Source organism: Bacteroides sp. NGMCC 1.200775 (genome assembly GCF_040798045.1).
In the GTDB taxonomy this organism is placed as follows: Bacteria; Bacteroidota; Bacteroidia; order Bacteroidales; family Bacteroidaceae; genus Bacteroides; species Bacteroides hominis.
Genome location: NZ_JASCQK010000001.1, coordinates 1,225,835 through 1,242,267, shown reverse-complemented (window position 1 = coordinate 1,242,267; position 16,433 = coordinate 1,225,835). Strand labels below are relative to the sequence as shown.

Annotated in this window: 16 protein-coding genes and 1 tRNA gene; 9 read left to right on the top strand and 8 right to left on the bottom strand. The window is 43.5% G+C overall.

The features are described from left to right. The 3 genes from QK890_RS05405 to QK890_RS05395 are packed head-to-tail and all read left to right on the top strand — an operon-like array spanning position 1 to position 2,679. Positions 1–807 carry a glycosyltransferase gene (locus QK890_RS05405; protein WP_032539823.1) on the top strand — a complete coding sequence of 269 codons (807 nt, stop codon included), beginning with the start codon at positions 1–3 and terminating at the stop codon, positions 805–807. 29 nt (positions 808–836) lie between these two features. Further along, a complete protein-coding gene (locus QK890_RS05400) occupies positions 837–2,060 on the top strand; it encodes a DegT/DnrJ/EryC1/StrS aminotransferase family protein (protein ID WP_032530178.1) in 1,224 nt (407 codons plus the stop codon). 31 nt (positions 2,061–2,091) lie between these two features. Then, positions 2,092–2,679 (top strand): sugar transferase, encoded by a 588-nt coding sequence (locus QK890_RS05395; RefSeq protein WP_005776110.1) that lies wholly within the window; start codon positions 2,092–2,094, stop codon positions 2,677–2,679. A 159-nt stretch (positions 2,680–2,838) separates the two neighbouring features. Here QK890_RS05395 and QK890_RS05390 read toward each other — a convergent pair. Further along, a tRNA-Thr gene (locus QK890_RS05390) sits at positions 2,839–2,912 on the bottom strand. Positions 2,913–3,052: 140 nt separating this feature from the next. Between QK890_RS05390 and QK890_RS05385 the strand changes: the two genes are divergently transcribed. Together QK890_RS05385 and QK890_RS05380 are read left to right on the top strand one after the other, a co-directional pair. Then, positions 3,053–3,649, top strand: a complete 597-nt coding sequence (locus QK890_RS05385; RefSeq protein ID WP_005776111.1) for a TlpA disulfide reductase family protein — start codon at positions 3,053–3,055, stop codon at positions 3,647–3,649. A 60-nt stretch (positions 3,650–3,709) separates the two neighbouring features. After that, positions 3,710–5,575 (top strand): SLC13 family permease, encoded by a 1,866-nt coding sequence (locus QK890_RS05380; protein WP_022011514.1) that lies wholly within the window; start codon positions 3,710–3,712, stop codon positions 5,573–5,575. A gap of 44 nt (positions 5,576–5,619) precedes the next feature. On the opposite strand, the gene QK890_RS05375 is transcribed toward QK890_RS05380, so the two are convergent. Further along, positions 5,620–6,354, bottom strand: coding sequence for a bifunctional 2-polyprenyl-6-hydroxyphenol methylase/3-demethylubiquinol 3-O-methyltransferase UbiG (locus QK890_RS05375; protein ID WP_032530179.1), 735 nt, complete (start codon positions 6,352–6,354; stop codon positions 5,620–5,622). 97 nt (positions 6,355–6,451) lie between these two features. Here QK890_RS05375 and QK890_RS05370 point away from each other — a divergent pair, with 97 nt between their 5' ends. Then, positions 6,452–6,640, top strand: a complete 189-nt coding sequence (locus QK890_RS05370; protein ID WP_005776115.1) for a hypothetical protein — start codon at positions 6,452–6,454, stop codon at positions 6,638–6,640. 85 nt (positions 6,641–6,725) lie between these two features. Here the strand turns inward: QK890_RS05370 and QK890_RS05365 are convergent, their stop codons facing one another. The 5 genes from QK890_RS05365 to QK890_RS05345 all read right to left on the bottom strand — a co-directional run bounded on the left by QK890_RS05365 (position 6,726) and on the right by QK890_RS05345 (position 10,575). Then, positions 6,726–7,106, bottom strand: coding sequence for a VOC family protein (locus tag QK890_RS05365; RefSeq protein ID WP_005776116.1), 381 nt, complete (start codon positions 7,104–7,106; stop codon positions 6,726–6,728). A 143-nt stretch (positions 7,107–7,249) separates the two neighbouring features. Then, positions 7,250–8,329: a DUF4468 domain-containing protein gene (locus tag QK890_RS05360; RefSeq protein ID WP_005776117.1), complete on the bottom strand. Its 1,080-nt coding sequence runs from the start codon at positions 8,327–8,329 to the stop codon at positions 7,250–7,252. Between the two features lie 19 nt (positions 8,330–8,348). Beyond that, a complete protein-coding gene (locus QK890_RS05355) occupies positions 8,349–9,074 on the bottom strand; it encodes an MBL fold metallo-hydrolase (RefSeq protein ID WP_005776118.1) in 726 nt (241 codons plus the stop codon). Positions 9,075–9,145: 71 nt separating this feature from the next. Then, a complete protein-coding gene (gene pdxH, locus QK890_RS05350) occupies positions 9,146–9,853 on the bottom strand; it encodes a pyridoxamine 5'-phosphate oxidase (protein ID WP_080714202.1) in 708 nt (235 codons plus the stop codon). A 17-nt stretch (positions 9,854–9,870) separates the two neighbouring features. Beyond that, positions 9,871–10,575: a pirin family protein gene (locus QK890_RS05345; protein ID WP_032530180.1), complete on the bottom strand. Its 705-nt coding sequence runs from the start codon at positions 10,573–10,575 to the stop codon at positions 9,871–9,873. A gap of 250 nt (positions 10,576–10,825) precedes the next feature. On the opposite strand from QK890_RS05345, the gene QK890_RS05340 reads away from it, so the two are divergent. Both QK890_RS05340 and QK890_RS05335 read left to right on the top strand, forming a co-directional pair. Then, complete coding sequence (locus QK890_RS05340) at positions 10,826–12,637, top strand: helix-turn-helix domain-containing protein (protein ID WP_032535977.1); 1,812 nt, start codon at positions 10,826–10,828, stop codon at positions 12,635–12,637. Between the two features lie 240 nt (positions 12,638–12,877). Continuing rightward, the gene (locus tag QK890_RS05335; protein ID WP_032530181.1) at positions 12,878–13,420 is read left to right on the top strand and encodes a protease inhibitor I42 family protein; all 543 of its coding nucleotides are present in this window, start codon (positions 12,878–12,880) and stop codon (positions 13,418–13,420) included. Positions 13,421–13,587: 167 nt separating this feature from the next. Here the strand turns inward: QK890_RS05335 and QK890_RS05330 are convergent, their stop codons facing one another. Then, positions 13,588–14,598: a 2-hydroxyacid dehydrogenase gene (locus QK890_RS05330; protein WP_005776126.1), complete on the bottom strand. Its 1,011-nt coding sequence runs from the start codon at positions 14,596–14,598 to the stop codon at positions 13,588–13,590. Between the two features lie 222 nt (positions 14,599–14,820). On the opposite strand from QK890_RS05330, the gene QK890_RS05325 reads away from it, so the two are divergent. Next, the gene (locus QK890_RS05325) at positions 14,821–16,326 is read left to right on the top strand and encodes an OmpP1/FadL family transporter (protein WP_022011298.1); all 1,506 of its coding nucleotides are present in this window, start codon (positions 14,821–14,823) and stop codon (positions 16,324–16,326) included. Positions 16,327–16,433 lie beyond the last annotated feature (107 nt).

Below are 16,433 nucleotides of genomic sequence, written 5' to 3'. Positions count from 1 at the left end.
ATGTTATATGTTATCATGTCTTTGTATGCGAAAGACACTTTATTGAAAGTTCAAGAAGCGATAGAAAGTTTGCTTAATCAGACATATACTTCTTTTTATTTATATATTATTTGTGATGGTCCTATAGAAAATGGTGTAGCTTCCTATGTAACTAATTTGTTAACAGAACAAATCTGTATAAATACGAGAGAAAAGAATCTGGGGTTGGCTTATTCATTAAATGAGTTGTTAGATGTTGTCTTGAAAAAGGAGGATTGTACCTATATTGCTCGTATGGATGCTGATGATATTTCCATGCCGGAACGTTTTGCAAAGCAGATCGCATTTATGGACTCACATTCAGATGTTGATTGTCTTGGTACTTGGGCAATAGAAATTGATAATGAGGGAAAAGAATACTTCCGAAAAAAAATGCCGACAACCCATGAGGAATGTTTGGAACTATTTAAAAAGCGGGATTGTATGATTCATCCTACTGTGATGTTTCGGCGTTCATATTTTGAGAAAGCTGGTTTATATCCGGAAGACACCTACTTTGGAGAAGATACTATGATGTGGGCTAAGGGTTTTAAAAGTGGATGTAAATTTGCCAATGTACCCGAATACTTATTCAAATTTAGATTAGATTTAAACTTTTTCGAAAGAAGGCGGGGGTGGAAACATGCTAAATCTATTTATACCTTACGTCGTCGCGTCAATAGAATGTTGGGGTTTGGATGGAAAGAAGACTGTTATGCTTTGCTGTATGCTATGGCTAAATTAATGCCTAAATCAGTTCTTGATATAATCTACAAAACAGTTCGTTAATTTTACTTTTCTTATAAAATATATAACTCATGAAAATACCATTTTCACCACCTTATATTGACGAGGCGGTCATCAACGAAGTCGTTGATTCGTTACGTTCCGGTTGGATCACATCCGGTCCGAAAGTGAAGGCTTTGGAGGAAGAAATAAAATCTTTCTCGGGAGCAAAGGAAGTACTTTGTGTCAATTCCTGGACATCAGGAGCTATTATGATGTTGCGTTGGCTGGGAGTGAAGGAGGGAGATGAAGTAATTGTTCCTGCTTATACTTATAGTGCAACGGCATTGGCCGTGCTTCATGCCGGGGCTAAACCGGTGATGGTGGATTCCGGAATGGATTTTAATATCTCGGTAGAGGCTGTTCGTAAAGCTATTACTGCTAAAACAAAGGCAATTATCCCGGTAGACATTGCCGGTTTTCCTTGCGATTATGAAAAGATCATGGCACTGGTACAGGAATCTGAAATGATAAAATTGTTCCGTGCGGAATCTCCGGTGCAAGAAAAATTAGGACGTATCTTGGTGATGAATGATGCTGCCCATTCTTTGGGGGCACGTTACAGTAACCGGCAGCGTACCGGTTGCGAAACTGATGTGGCTATCTTTTCACTCCATGCCGTGAAGAACGTGACTACTGCCGAAGGTGGAGCCATTTGTTTGAACTTGCCCAAGCCGTTCGATAATGCAGAGCTGTATAAAGAACTCCGGATGATGAGCCTGAACTGCCAGACTAAGGATGCTTTTTCGAAATCTAAAGCCGGAGGATGGCGTTATGATATTGTCGGTTTCGGAATGAAAATCAATATGGCCGATGTGAATGCTGCCATCGGACTGGCGCAAATACGGGAATATCCGGAGTTGCTGAAGGAGCGAAAAAGGGTGTTCAATACTTACAATGATGCTTTTTCGACTTGTGACTGGGCTATTGTGCCGCCTTCTGTAGATGGAGAAAAGGAAAGCTCTTATCATATTTATGCTTTGCGTGTGAAAGACTTTACAGAAGAGCAACGTGACCGGATGATTGACGAGATCGCTAAACGTGAAGTGGCTGTGAATGTACATTTTATACCGATGCCGATGTTGTCGTTCTTCAAATCGATGGGATATGATATGAATGATTATCCACAGGCTTATCAGAATTTTAAGGGTGAGATATCATTGCCGATATATCCTCAACTGGATAGTGAAAAATTGAATTTCATTATTGATACTGTAAAGGCGGCCTATACGACCGTAATCGCAGAAAACAGATAGTATATTTACAAACACTAAACAGATAAGCTTCTTGATTCGTTTTTTTGATATTGTTTTTTCCCTTTTGGGAATTCTTCTGCTTTCTCCCGTTTTTCTCTTTCTTTATATAGCCATCTGCCTTGAAAGTAAAGGAGGCGGTTTCTATAAACAACTTCGTGTGGGACAATACGGGCGGGATTTTTATGTCTATAAATTCCGTTCAATGCGTGTGGGGGCTGATAAGAAGGGACTGATAACGGTGGGGGGGAGAGATCCCAGAATAACCCGTACCGGGTATTTTATCCGGAAGTATAAATTAGATGAATTACCTCAGTTGTTCAATGTACTGAAAGGTGATATGAGTCTGGTGGGACCACGGCCTGAGGTTCGTAAGTATGTGGATTTGTATACTGATGACCAGAAAAAGGTATTGAGCGTACGTCCCGGAATTACGGATTATGCTTCTATTGAATATGTGGATGAAAACACGATTCTTGGAAAGGCTTCGGATCCCGACAAGGCATATATAGAACAGATTATGCCCGATAAAATACGGTATAATATGAAATATATATGTAATCGTTCGGTGAAGGAATATTTTAAAATTATATTTCTGACATTTTGGAGCATCATTCGTTAGATACGTTTTTGAAGAAAGTGAGGGAAGTTCTTCTTTTTGTTTTTGTACCTTATTACGTGAGAAAGAAGAAGGAGGAGTAGCTTGGGAGTAAGTTCCGGAAAGAAATTAATTCAATAAAAGAGAAAGGATCAGCAATTGCTGATCCTTTCTCTTTTATTGAGCCTCTTGTCGGATTCGAACCAACGACCCCGAGATTACAAATCACGTGCTCTGGCCAACTGAGCTAAAGAGGCGTCATTTCTGTTTTGCGGGTGCAAAGGTAGGAAAAACTTTTAAACTTGCAAATACTTTGGCAAAAAATGCTTCATAAAAATAGTGTTTGATAAATCGGATTCTTTGTTTACTTTTGCAAATCAATTAATTATAGAAAAGTATGAAGAAGAACTTTTTTTATGTATGTGGTCTGTCATTGCTTCTTTGGGGTATGGCAGCATGTTCCGGACAGGGAAAAGCGGATAAAGCAACCGTTGTTGCGGATAGTGTAGTGGTGAAAACGGATAGTGTTGCGGCAGACAGCACAGGATATATTGTGAGAGTAGGAGAGATGGCCCCCGATTTTACTATTACTCTGACAGATGGAAAGCAGATAGAGCTTTCTGCACTTCGTGGCAAAGTGGTGATGTTGCAATTCACGGCCAGTTGGTGCGGAGTATGTCGTAAAGAGATGCCTTTTATAGAGAAAGATATCTGGCTGAAACATCAAAGCAATCCGGAGTTTGCCTTGATCGGTATTGATCGTGACGAACCTCTTGACAAAGTGATTGCATTTGGTAAGTCGGTAGGGGTGACTTATCCGTTGGGATTGGATCCGGGAGCGGATATATTTGCAAAATATGCATTGCGTGAATCGGGTATCACCCGCAATGTACTGATAGACCGGGAAGGCAAGATTGTGAAGCTGACTCGTTTGTATAACGAAGAGGAATTTACTTCACTGGTAAATCAAATTGATGAAATGCTGAAGAAATAAGTTGAACAAGCAGGGGTGATTTTTTGTTTTTAGCATGGAATCACCCCATCTTTTTATTGTATGGCTATAACGATTATTATTCTCGTACTGTCGGCTGCCTTTTTCATGAGTGGAAAGGTACGGTCTGACTTAGTGGCATTGTGTGCGCTGGTATTATTAATACTTTTCAATATCCTTACTCCGGAGGAAGCGCTTTCGGGCTTTTCCAATTCTGTTGTTATTATGATGATCGGTCTGTTTGTGGTGGGCGGAGCTATTTTCCAAACGGGGCTGGCAAAGATGATCAGTAGCCGTATCCTGAAGTTTGCGGGAACAAGCGAGTTGAAACTCTTTGTACTGATCATATTGGTGACAGCGGCTATCGGCGCTTTTGTCAGCAATACGGGAACGGTGGCATTGATGCTGCCTATTGTGGTCAGCATGGCCATGAGTGCCAATATCAATGTAAGCCGTCTGCTGATGCCTCTTGCTTTTGCCAGCAGTATGGGTGGTATGATGACGTTAATTGGTACTCCGCCTAACCTTGTGATACAGAATGCCTTGATTGAAGCCGGATATGAACGGCTCTCTTTCTTTACCTTCACTCCCGTGGGACTGGTATGTGTTACTGTCGGTCTGATTGTGCTGATCCCGCTGAGCAAGATATTCCTGACGAAGAAAACAGATAAAGAAACGCGGGGAAAGCATAAGAATAAGTCGCTTCAGGAATTGGCGGGGGAATATCAGTTATCGCAGAACCTGTATAGGGTGGAGGTCGAAGAATCTTCAGGAATTGTCGGTAAAACAATACAGGAGTTAGGGATTCCGCAGAGGTATCATGTGACAATTCTGGAAGTGCGTCGCCGATCGGTTTCATCCCGACACTTTTTTAAGACAAAAAAGCAGGAGATGGCAGAAGCGGGAACCCTGATTGAAGCAGAAGATATTCTTTATGTATTAGGGGAGTTTGAGAACGTGAAACGTTTTGTCGGTGAGAATCGTCTGGCTTTATTGGATACACATAAGACGGAAGGTAATTTGCATAATACGGATGAAGGTTTCGATTTTCAGGAGATAGGCATTGCCGAAATCTTGTTGCTGCCTACTGCCAATTTGATAAACAAACCGGTAAAAGCTTCCGGATTCAGGGAGAATTACAGCATTAATATATTGGGAATTCAGCGCAAGCGTGACTACTTGTTGAAAAACCTGAAGGATGAAAAAATGCATTCGGGAGATGTCTTGCTGGTACAGGGAAGTTGGGCAAACATTGCCAGGCTTGGTGAAGACCAGTCGCAATGGGTCGTTCTGGGGCAACCATTGGCTGAAGCAGCTAAAGTGACCTTGAACCATAAAGCACCGGTAGCGGCACTGATCATGTTGGGGATGATTATAACCATGATGTTCGACTTTATTCCGGTGGCCCCTGTGACGGCAGTAATTGTCGCAGCTCTGCTGATGGTGCTGACCGGATGTTTCCGCAATGTGGAAGAAGCTTATAAAACAATCAACTGGGAGAGTATTGTATTGATAGCGGGAATGTTGCCCATGTCATTGGCATTGGAGAAAACCGGGGCTTCGGAAGTGGTGTCGCAATCATTGGTGAACGGTCTGGGTACTTACGGGCCTTTTGCTTTGTTGGCAGGCATCTATTTCACTACTTCGCTGATGACGATGTTTATCAGCAATACGGCTACTGCGGTGCTGCTTGCTCCTATTGCGCTTCACTCTGCCGTACAGTTGGGACTGAATCCCTATCCGTTTCTGTTTGCCGTGACGGTGGCGGCGAGTATGTGTTTTGCTTCACCTTTCTCCACGCCGCCTAATGCATTGGTGATGCCGGCAGGACGCTATACATTTATGGATTATGTAAAAGTTGGTCTTCCGTTGCAGATCATTATGGGCGTGGTGATGGTGTTCGTGTTGCCGTTATTGTTTCCGTTTTAGTCTTTTAGGAGGGCTGGTTATCGGGAGTTTTCATGCCTGCCCGGTCACGGGACAACAGTCAGTTTGGCCAGGTAGTCATAATGTTTGCCCTCTTTTATCATTTCGGCCTTGAAGCCATTGTCGGCAGCATAGGCACTGAGGGTCTGGAAGTCGATATACAGCCAGTCGAAAGAATCACCTTGAATGTCTTTGTACTGCATGCGGAAGTCGATTTCTCCATAATAATCTCCGGCCAGGTCGATCAGGAAACTTCCGTCTTCATCTTCGAACAGATAGCGGAGGTCACTTGAATCCATCAGGATGCAACCATTCGGGCGGAGTATTTGTTTCATCTTACGGAAGAAGACAGGCATATTCTCCAAGCGTCCGATGATACCGGAACCGTTCATCAACATTAGTATGGTATCGAAAGTATCGGCAAAGTGTTCGTCGAACAGATTGACCTGACGAGCATCTTTTACTCCCTGGAGTTTCATCACTTCGACGGACAAAGGAGAGATGTCGATGGCAGAAACTTCTTTGCCGGCTTTCTGAAGAGCAAGGGCGTGGCAGCCACTTCCGGCGCCTACGTCGAGTATTCTTCCGGTAGCCATCTGAAGAGCTGTGCGTTCGAGCAGGGGCATCTGTCCGGCTTCGCGGAAAAGTTGTTTGACGGGTATTTCGTCTTCATCGAACTGAGAAGAAAATACACGCAGTCTGTCTGCCTTGTGATTGTGATAATAATCGGCTATGGCGGCACCCATCGGGTCTTTTTCTGCCGGGAGCAGGAATGTATCCATTGATTGGTTTTTAGTTGTTACAGCGGGCAAAGATAGGGAATTCACAGAAAAAGAGTATCTTTGTCCACGGAAAATATAGAATAAGAAAGGAAAGATTATGAGTTTAGAAGATGCAATTATGGGTGGGATTGTCTTTAAAGGAAAGAAAGAAGGCCCGAAAAAAGATGAAAATAAAGTAAAAACAAAAGCGAAGAAAACAACTTATATAAAGGGAACCCATGGTTCCGGAGCAGCCAAGATGAAAGCTGAAATTCGGAGAAAGAGGGCGAATAGACACAAACGGTAAATAACGATGAACGATAAACTGTTTGCAATATTAATGTGCAGCCTGTTTATCGTTCATTGTTTAGAAACATGCGTCGTTTATCGTTTTAGAACCGCTCCGGCAATATTTCGATCCAGTAATCATCCGGATCGTTGATAAAATACAGTCCCATGGCAGTATTCTCAAAGCATACGCAGTTCATTTCTTTGTGATATTGGCGTATGGCATCATAATCTCCCGTTACACGGAAGCAGAGATGGCTTTCGTTCTCTCCCAATTCATATGCTTCGGTATGGTCTCTCAGCCAAGTGAGTTCCAATAAGAATCCGGTGGTGCTATCTGTGAGATATACCAGAATAAAGGAACCGTCAGCGGCTTCTTTCCGGTGGTGTTCTTTCAGTCCCAGTGCTTTTTCGTAGAAAGCAATGCTGCGTTCCAGATCAGTCACATTGATGTTAAAGTGGTCAAATCTACTTTTTATTTCCATTGTTGCTAAGTTTATTTTGTTTTAGGTTAAAATAGAACTTATAAAGTTGCACCACAGATTATACTGATTAGGGCAGATTGTCTATATTAATAATCTAATTAAAATTCAATCTGTGTTTATCCGTGTAATCTGTGGTGGCTGATTTATTTCATAAATGCTTTTGTTATTTTACCTGCATAAGTTCTGGGCTGTCCTTCCATTGGTGTCGGGGCAGGAAGCTTCTGACATTCCAGTATGACAGACGGCTCGCTTTGTCCTGTAGGATAGAAACGTATGCTATATGTCTCTGCTTTCTCCAGTTGCTCGTAAGGCTGGTCGGGCGAGAGGATGCTGAATACAACAGGGCTTCCGGAAATTTTTCCTATGGATCCTCCGGCGTTAGCTGTCATCATGGTCATGTTGAAAGGATCGGAGCCGATAGCGATCACCAGTCGGCCTGCACCCATCTGGATGGCGTTGGCAGGGACTTGATCGGGAGCTACCTCTTTATAGCCAGGCATTGTGCTTGGAGGGGTAACAGGGATTGCGGGGGTAACCGTAGCTGCTTTTTCTACCTTTTCAGTTTCTTTTTCACCACCGATTACCACAACTTTCGGAGCGGTCACTACTGCCGGCTTTTTCGGAGCGGCTTCTGCTGCTGCGGCTTCCTGAGGTTTTTGGCTCAGTGCTTTTGCTGCCTCTTCAAAAAGGTTATCGGCAAAGTCTACCGTCTTCCTGCGCCATTTGGCAAGACCACGTACCAGTTTGGTTTTGGTTTTATTCAGTGCAAATTTATCGGTGATCCATTCTTCGGCTGTATATTTTTCTTTTTCACGATAAGTGTAGCGGATTTTTTCTATTTCCATTGTGCACTTCTGCGGCTGGCAGTTGACGGTGATTTGATAGGTCAGCCAAGTACGGTCCAAAGAAAGAGCGGTAGAGCTGAATACCAGCCACTCTTCGCCGGTTGCGGCAATGACACCTTGGTCTTTATATACCACGCGGCTATTGTTTTTGTTCTGGGCCATGCGTCCGTCAAGCCACTTGAGCATCCGTTCATAGATTTCGTCTTGTGACATGCCGGGAATGCTGAATTCGCGGCTGAAAACTACCCGTCCGTCAACTTCGGGCACGGCGCCCGCAAGGTATCTGCTGTCATCATCATCTTTGTCATTGTCTGCCCAAAGGGTTGCAGGCAGGCAAATCATAAATAACACGAGAAAAAATTGTGTCAGTTTGTTCATAATCGTATGTTTTATTTAGTTATATCTCAAAGCTTTCGCCCCGGTGAGTGATGGTGATGAAACGGCATCCACCGGCTTCGGCTATAGACCGGAAAGCATTACCTCCCTCGTAGTCTTCGCTGAAGTGCATGGGTACAAATATAGTAGTTTTTATTCGTTCGATGAATTGTTGGGCGCCTTTCATATAATCTTTTCCCATTCGGCGGTCGACGGGGAACATTACCAGATCGACGGCCGGAGCAGATTCCCGGAGAAATTTCACTTCTGCCAGAAAGTCGCCTTCGGCTTTGCGTATCTCTTGTTCGGTAGACTCTTCGCTCCAATGCCAATTGTTGAGGTCACCGGCATGGAAGATGCTTTTCCCTTGCAGATGAATCAGGAAGGAGATGCCTACGTCCGTAGAACCGAAAGCCTGAATGCGCAGTGTATCATCTTCGTACTCCTCACCTTTATTAATATAGATAGCATCTTCACTTTGTGCCCGATGATGCTTCAGGATATCTTTTGAGAAGATATAGATGATGTCTGGACGTTGCTCTTTCCAGGTCAGTATTTCCCGGTTAAAATGGTCGGGATGAAAATGTGAGGCAAGTACATACAGCTTGCCGGGTCGTTGGAGCAGACGGTCGTGTACGATACCTTTATTTCGTTCCGTTTCCGAAGAGTCCTTGTAATAATCAATGATAAGGGTTACACCTTCTGCTTCGATGGCGAACCCGCTGTGGTATATATAATCCAGAATCATAAGCGGATGTATTTTATGAATGCAATATTACGTATTATTTGTTGGTTGCGCAAGCACAATAACCGGAAATATCAAGGGGCAAGCCTCTCTTTCCGCCAGCTTCCGTCCGCTTGGAGGGTGTAGAGAAAGCGGTCGTGCAGTCGGTTGGCTCTACCCTGCCAGAACTCGATTCGTTCAGGGGTGACGGCATAGCCTCCCCAGTGTACCGGACGTTCCACTTCTCTGCCTACCCATCGGGCAGCTTCTGCAACGAAACTGCGAATCAATTGCATCCGGCTCTTCAACGGACGGCTTTGAGGAGAGATGCGTGCTCCGATGCGACTTTTGTAGGGGCGTTGGTGGAAGTAGGCGTCGGATTCACCGGCAGGGACTTTTGAGGAAATACCTTCAATGTGTACCTGTCTTTCCAGCGCATGCCAGACGAAAGAGAGAGAAATATACGGATTCTTTGCCAGATGACTGCCTTTACGGCTTTCATAATTGGTATAAAAGATAAATTTTCCGTCATGCAAATCTTTCAGCAATACGGTACGGGTCGATGGTCGCCCTTCGGGGGATACGGTACCTACCAGCATGGCTGTAGGTTCTTCTACCTGTGCATCGATAGCTTCGTGCAGCCATCGGTTGAAAAGAGAAAGCGGGTTGTCGGGAAGATCTCCTTCCTTCAGCCCGCCTTTGGTGTACTCCTGCCGGATGGCAGCGAGGTTGATAGTCTCACTCCCGGCCCCTCTTCCGTGAAGAGGGGAATCAGGATGTGTGGACGTATGATCGGTTGACATAAGCAATTACTTTAAATTTACATCGGTACTTCTATCAGTAATATCTTGGAGTCTTTCAGGGTTTCTATCTCAAAGCTTTTGGTTTCAGAGATTCCCAATCCGTCGCGGCGGGTCAGGATGATATCGTCTATTTTTATTTCTCCTTCGATGAGGAAAACGTAGACTCCCGTATCCGTTCCATGTATCTTGTATTCAAGCGTTTTTCCGGCTTCTGCTTCACCCATTGAGAACCAGGTGTCCTGTAGCAGTTTGGCTGGTGTACTGCCATCCGGTGACAGAATCAGGGCCAGTTCGTTTTTCTTCAGCAACCCCCGGATGTCGTAGTCCTGATAGAGTGGGTGGGTGTTTCGCTCTTTGGGCATGATCCATATTTGTAGAAACTCCACAGGTTCCGACTTGCTGCCGTTCATTTCACTATGATAGATGCCTGTTCCGGCACTCATCACCTGAATATCGCCAACAGTGATGGTACGGCTGTTCTTCTTACTGTCTCCGTGTGCCAGAAATCCCTTCAGGGGGATGGAGACGATTTCCATGTTCTTATGTGGGTGGGTCTGAAAACCTTCTCCCGGTGCGACACGATCGTCATTCAGCACTCGTAAAGCGCCGAAGTGGATGCGTTCGGGATTATAATATTCATCAAAGCTGAAACTGTGGTGGCTGTCAAGCCAGTCATATAAAGATCGTCCGCGGGTATCCGAGCGGTGAACTACCTTTTTCATAATGTATCCTTTCTTTTAAAATGTATTCTATAAGCCAAACAATTGGGAAGTATAAATGGTTTGAAGCGTTCACTTTTTTATTAGGAACAAGGGGAAGGAGGCGGTTCCAGAAGAGAAACAATCAGACTCTTGAAATCCGGTAAACAGAAGAGATTTGAATGCGTTCGGTAAATATGAGCCGGAGAAAATTTTGTTGAAAATATTATTATCTTATTTTTGTGCTTCCAAAATCCGCCAATAGTAAGAAGATATGAGAAAGTTATTGTATGTTATTCTGTTAGTACTGCTTCATTGTTTTATATCTCCGGTGTCTGTTTGCGCCGGAACGTTTTCTTTACCAGACAGTTTGATTACAGATGACAACGTATATAAGTATACATTCTCCGACTTTGAAAAAGCGCAGCAGATCATGGAGCAGTTGAGGAAACAGAAGTCGCTTCCTCCGTTCCGCTTGGATGTGGTGGAAGGCGATTTGTATTTCAATGTAGGGCAATACTACTGGGCGTTGAAATTCTATAAGCGTGCTTTGGAAAGTGACTCGGTGCTCAATAGTGATAAAAACTATATGGAACAGGTGCACCGTATGATTTCGTGTTACGACTGTTTGCACAATGAGAATAAAAAGGCACAGTATGTGGATTTGCTTTTGAAGAGGGCTGAACTGTGTGATGATAAAGCGATGCAGTCCGTTGCTCTGTTTAATATGGGGAAGATGCTCTATTATCAGGGTAATAAGGATAAGGGATATGAATTTATGGAGCAGGCGGTAGCGATGATGGAAAAAACAGATTACCCATATAAGTACGATAACCTGCGCTATAATTACAATACTTTGCTGATATTTCAGGAGTCGGACAGGCGTAGTGAAGAGGCCCTGAAAACACTGGCTGCATTAGAAAGGATTGTGACGGAAGAGACCGGCAGTGAGATACCGATGGAGGGATTGAGCGGAAAGGAAAAAAAGGCAATGTACGCCCATTACGCTGTGGTTCTTTTCCGGTTGGGGCGGTCGGAAGAGGCTGACCGCTATTACCGGCTATTTTTGTCAGTAAGTAAGGAATACGATCGCGATGACTACCTGATTATGCCTTATCTGTTCGATCGGAAGATGTATGATCAGGTGATCCGCATGAATTCCGCTCGTGAAAAGGTATATGTCACGCGGAAAGATACGGTAAATTATTATATGGTCACCATTAAGAAGTCCCTCGGGCGTGCCTATCGGGATAAAGGTGATTACCGGACTGCTGCAAGATATTTTGAACAGCTGGCTGTGTTGCGTGATAGCATTAAGGCCAGAGAGCAGAAAAGTGCTGCATTGGAACTGGCAGCGGTTTATGAAACGAATGAAAAGGATATGTTTATTCAGCAGCAAGCCGCTGATATGCGGATGAGGAATGCCTTGCTGATATTTGTGGTCTGTATTGTTTTTCTGTTAGGGGTACTTTTATGGAGAACCATCCGACATAACCGTACCATACGCCGTAAGAATAAGGCAATGGTAGGAACCATCGAGGATTTGCTGGTTCACAAAGAAGAACTCTACCGGAAAAAAGAGGAGAACCATCTATTGAAAGAACAGTTACAGAAAGAGCGGGAAGTACGGACGTATATAGATGGAAATGCATTGCAGGCAGAAGAGCCCGGAAAGTCGGATGTTCCTGTCGATCCGGAGCCCGAGACGGAAGATAACAATGCGGTACACGATAAAATGCTGTTCGACAAACTGGAGCGTGAAATCATTAACCGGCAGTTATATCTTCAGCCGGACTTTTCGAGAGAGGAGTTAATCAAGACAATCTACATTCCCAAGAATAAGTTTGCGCCGCTTTTTAAGCAATATGCCGGAATGAGTTTTTCAAAATACATTAATAATCTTCGTTTGGAGTATGCTGCCAAGATGCTGAAAGATTACCCCGATTATACAGTAGACACGATAGCCCAGGAGTGTGGAATGTCTACCCAATCTTTTTATCGTCTCTTTTCCGGTAAATTTGGGGTGACTCCTACCGATTTTCAGGTAGGAGTACAACGTGTTAGTAATAAGGAAATTACTGAGTGAAAGTGAAAAAATGAGAGACTAAGAGTGAAAAAATGAGAGAATAACCCACTTCAAGTATTTTGATCTGTAAATCTTTCCCTTTACCTTTGAACCACATCAACGAATCTGGTTTAGGTGATGTACTGTACCCAAAATCTGCCGGGAGTTTTCTCCCGGCAGATTATTCTCAGCAAGGCCGGTCACTGCATCAGGCTATTAGAAAATTTCACAGAGTTAATCTTTTAAAAAACACGTATTGTTATGATTAGGAAAGCATTCAAAGTAGGTGATACAATCACCATCAAACGTACCTCACATGCAGGTACTGGTTATCGTTACGCTTTAGTACGCCTGACTGGTGGAGTTGCCCTTGTGGAGGAATTGTCAGAAGATGCCGATACCTTGGGTGGAATGTCTGTACAGTCTTTTACCTTCCAGTTTTTGCAGCCGGGACAGGTAGAGATTCAGTTTGCCTATTATCGTGATGTCACGGGAGTTCTTTACGAAGACGTATTCCCTTATACAGTAGTTACTTCCGAAAAAGCGGATATAATAATAGGAGGCTGGGGAGAATTTGAACCGTTGACGGATCAGGATAAAGAATTGTTCCAGACCTGCATGACTTTGAAAGGGGTGGATTACACTCCACTTCTGGTTGCCAAACAACTGGTAAGCGGCTATAACTACCGCTTCATCTGTATGACTAAAACAGTAACCCGCGAGCCCAAGTATGGTTTTGCTAAAGTAACTATTTATGCTCCTCTGAAGGGAGAGCCTTTGTTAGAGAGCATTGTGGAATACTGATGAAAAAAGGGTGAACCGAAGGCACATAAATAGAGAATGCTAAATAGTAATCCCGGACATTATGTATTTCATCCGGGTCCCCCCCTTGGATTAAGCCTGCCGTTTCTTGAGAAAGAAGTGGCAGGCATTATTGTTTGTTACACATCACTTTTTCGTGTTGCTCTTTTCTAAGCATTGCCCAGTTTCACTTCATTCACTAAAGGTTTCCGGTTCTTGAAGTCCCGTATGTTCTCCAAAGTCGTTGCTGCAATATTAGCCAGAGCCTCGCGGGTAAAGAATGCTTGATGAGAAGTTACGATCACGTTATTAAATGACAGCAAACGTGCCAGCACATCGTCGTCGATGATACGGTCCGATTTATCTTCGTAGAAGTATTCGCTTTCTTCTTCATAAACATCCAGTCCGGCCGAACCGATCTTTTTATTTTTTAATCCTTCGATCAGCGCATTGGTATGAATCAGCTGTCCCCGTCCGGTATTGATGATCATTACTCCGTCTTTCATTTTGCTGATCGAGTAGTCATTGATCAGATACTTTGTCTGTTCAGTGAGCGGGCAGTGCAATGATATGATATCCGAGCTGTGGTATAATTCATCGAGCGTCGTATATACTATCTGGTTCTCCCGTGCAAAGTTATAATCCGGATATAGGTCATAGGCCAATATGTTCATGCCGAATCCTTTGAGGATGTGTATCAGTATTTTTGCAATCTTTCCCGTACCGATGATACCTGCTGTTTTTCCGTGCATATCGAAACCCAACAGTCCATGCAGAGAGAAGTTCCCATCCCGTGTACGCCACGAAGCTCTCGGAATCTTCCGGTTGAGTGAAAGCATCAGGGCAACCGTATATTCGGCTACGGCATACGGTGAATAGGCCGGGACGCGGACAACGGTTACTCCGTTTTCGGCAGCGGCTTTTAAGTCTACATTATTATATCCGGCACAGCGAAGAGCGAGTAATTTTACCCCGTTGGCGGCCATTGTTTTTATTACTTCAGCATCAGCTGTGTCGTTCACGAAAATGCAGACAGCATCCACTCCCTGGGTCAGCAGCACGTTGTGCCGGTTCAAGTGACCTTTGAAAAATCGGAGTTCGAATCCGAATTCTTTGTTTTTTTCGTTGAAAGAAGCTTCATCGTAGGGTTTGGTACCAAAAAATGCGATTGTATATGCCATAGTTTTCCTATTTTATATTCTATAATATAAAAACGTTTAGCAATGGAGTAATGTTTGGCTTTCGGGGTGTCTTTTCTTGCGATGTTTTCTTATTCGTTTCAATCGAAACAGTTTGTGTTTCCAATTAATTTGTTGGTGAAAACGTAATTAGATGCACAAAAATATTCGTCATGTGCAATATTATTGTACCTTTGCGCCCGAAATAACTTAAAAAAGATTTAGATGAGAAAATTATTCTTGATTAGCATCGGGTTGCTAATCGTTTCAACTTCAACTTTTGCGGGAGGTCTCCTGACAAATACCAATCAGCACGTATTGTTTTTGAGAATGTTGGCTCGTGATGCTTCTACACAAATTGACGCAGTATATTCCAATCCGGCAGGTGTCGCCTTCATGGAAGATGGTTTTCATCTGTCTCTCAACGGACAGAGTGCTTTCCAGACAAGAACCATCACTTCTACTTTCGCTCCGTTTGCAGGCTTTGGCGGAAACGCTACAAAAGTATATAAAGGTGAAGCTTCGGCTCCGTTCATCCCCAGTGTATTTGCAGTATATAAGAAGGATAAGTGGGCATTCTCCGGGAATTTTGCAGTAACCGGTGGTGGTGGTAAGGCTACCTTTAATGAGGGATTGGGTTCATTCGAGTCATTGGTATCTGTAGTGCCCGGAATGATGGTAGCTGCCGGTAAAGAAATGGTAGACGGAGGCATTCTGCCGATTAATATCTTTGAAGGTACCAATAAATACTCGGTTGACAGCTATATGCGTGGTAAGCAGATGATTTTTGGTCTTCAACTGGGAGCATCTTATAAAATCACCGATTACTTGTCTGCATTTGCCGGTGTACGTATGAATTACGTAAGCAATGGATATGAAGGACATATTCGTAACATTGAAGCTAATATCGGTGGAGGGGAAATGGTAAATGTGAACAAATATTTCAGTGATTATGCCAAGCAAGCCAGAACAGCTGCAGATGCTTATCTGGCAGCGAATGATATGGTTAATTATGCAAAATATGATGCTATCGCAAAGAAAGCGACCGGTGTTGCAGAATTGACGGCTGATAAAGAGTTGGACTGCGACCAGACAGGTTGGGGGGTAACTCCTATTTTGGGCTTGGACTTTAAGATGAATAAGTGGAACATTGGTGTAAAATATGAGTTCAACACCAAACTGAATGTAGAGAACAAGACTCGTATAGATAATACAGGGCTGTTTGCGAATGGAGTAAATACTCCGCACGATATTCCGGCTTTGTTGACAGTAGGTGTTTCTTATGAAATTCTTCCGGTACTTCGTGCTTCAGTTGGTTATCATCATTTCTTTGATACCAGTGCACGTATGGCCGATGCTAAAGATCCTGTGACCGGCCAGACTATGGGTAAACAGCATTTCATCAAACAAGGTACTAACGAATATTTGGGTGGTATCGAATGGGATGTTTGTAAATGGGCCCAGGTAAGTGCCGGTATGCAACGTACCAAATATGGTGTAGGTGATAATTACCAGAGCGATATGAGTTTTGCAGTTAGTTCTTATTCATACGGTTTTGGTGCCGGATTCGACATTGCGAAGAACCTGAAACTGAACGTTGCTTATTTCTGGACTGATTACGATAAATATACCAAAGAGACTCCTAATTATGGAGGTACAGGAATCTCCGGAAAGGATGTCTTTACTCGTACCAATAAAGTATTCGGTATCGGTCTCGACTATAAGTTCTGATACAAGGCTTCTACTAATCTTTATTAATATAACTCTCAAGAAGGATCGGATTACTCAAATAATCCGGTCCTTTTTCATTTAACCTCCTATATTAAGATTATCTTTGT

Excerpts from the sequence above, each read along its gene's own strand:
- QK890_RS05405 (WP_032539823.1), top strand. The coding sequence starts at position 1 with ATGTTATATGTTATCATGTCTTTGTATGCGAAAGACACTTTATTGAAA.
- QK890_RS05370 (WP_005776115.1), top strand. The coding sequence starts at position 6,452 with ATGAGTTTAGAAGATGCAATTATGGGTGGGATTGTCTTTAAAGGAAAG.
- QK890_RS05400 (WP_032530178.1), top strand. The coding sequence starts at position 837 with ATGAAAATACCATTTTCACCACCTTATATTGACGAGGCGGTCATCAAC.
- QK890_RS05330 (WP_005776126.1), bottom strand. The coding sequence starts at position 14,598 with ATGGCATATACAATCGCATTTTTTGGTACCAAACCCTACGATGAAGCT.
- QK890_RS05345 (WP_032530180.1), bottom strand. The coding sequence starts at position 10,575 with ATGAAAAAGGTAGTTCACCGCTCGGATACCCGCGGACGATCTTTATAT.
- QK890_RS05355 (WP_005776118.1), bottom strand. The coding sequence starts at position 9,074 with ATGATTCTGGATTATATATACCACAGCGGGTTCGCCATCGAAGCAGAA.
- QK890_RS05340 (WP_032535977.1), top strand. The coding sequence starts at position 10,826 with ATGAGAAAGTTATTGTATGTTATTCTGTTAGTACTGCTTCATTGTTTT.
- QK890_RS05385 (WP_005776111.1), top strand. The coding sequence starts at position 3,053 with ATGAAGAAGAACTTTTTTTATGTATGTGGTCTGTCATTGCTTCTTTGG.
- QK890_RS05365 (WP_005776116.1), bottom strand. The coding sequence starts at position 7,106 with ATGGAAATAAAAAGTAGATTTGACCACTTTAACATCAATGTGACTGAT.
- QK890_RS05375 (WP_032530179.1), bottom strand. The coding sequence starts at position 6,354 with ATGGATACATTCCTGCTCCCGGCAGAAAAAGACCCGATGGGTGCCGCC.
- QK890_RS05325 (WP_022011298.1), top strand. The coding sequence starts at position 14,821 with ATGAGAAAATTATTCTTGATTAGCATCGGGTTGCTAATCGTTTCAACT.
- QK890_RS05360 (WP_005776117.1), bottom strand. The coding sequence starts at position 8,329 with ATGAACAAACTGACACAATTTTTTCTCGTGTTATTTATGATTTGCCTG.
- pdxH (WP_080714202.1), bottom strand. The coding sequence starts at position 9,853 with ATGTCAACCGATCATACGTCCACACATCCTGATTCCCCTCTTCACGGA.
- QK890_RS05335 (WP_032530181.1), top strand. The coding sequence starts at position 12,878 with ATGATTAGGAAAGCATTCAAAGTAGGTGATACAATCACCATCAAACGT.
- QK890_RS05380 (WP_022011514.1), top strand. The coding sequence starts at position 3,710 with ATGGCTATAACGATTATTATTCTCGTACTGTCGGCTGCCTTTTTCATG.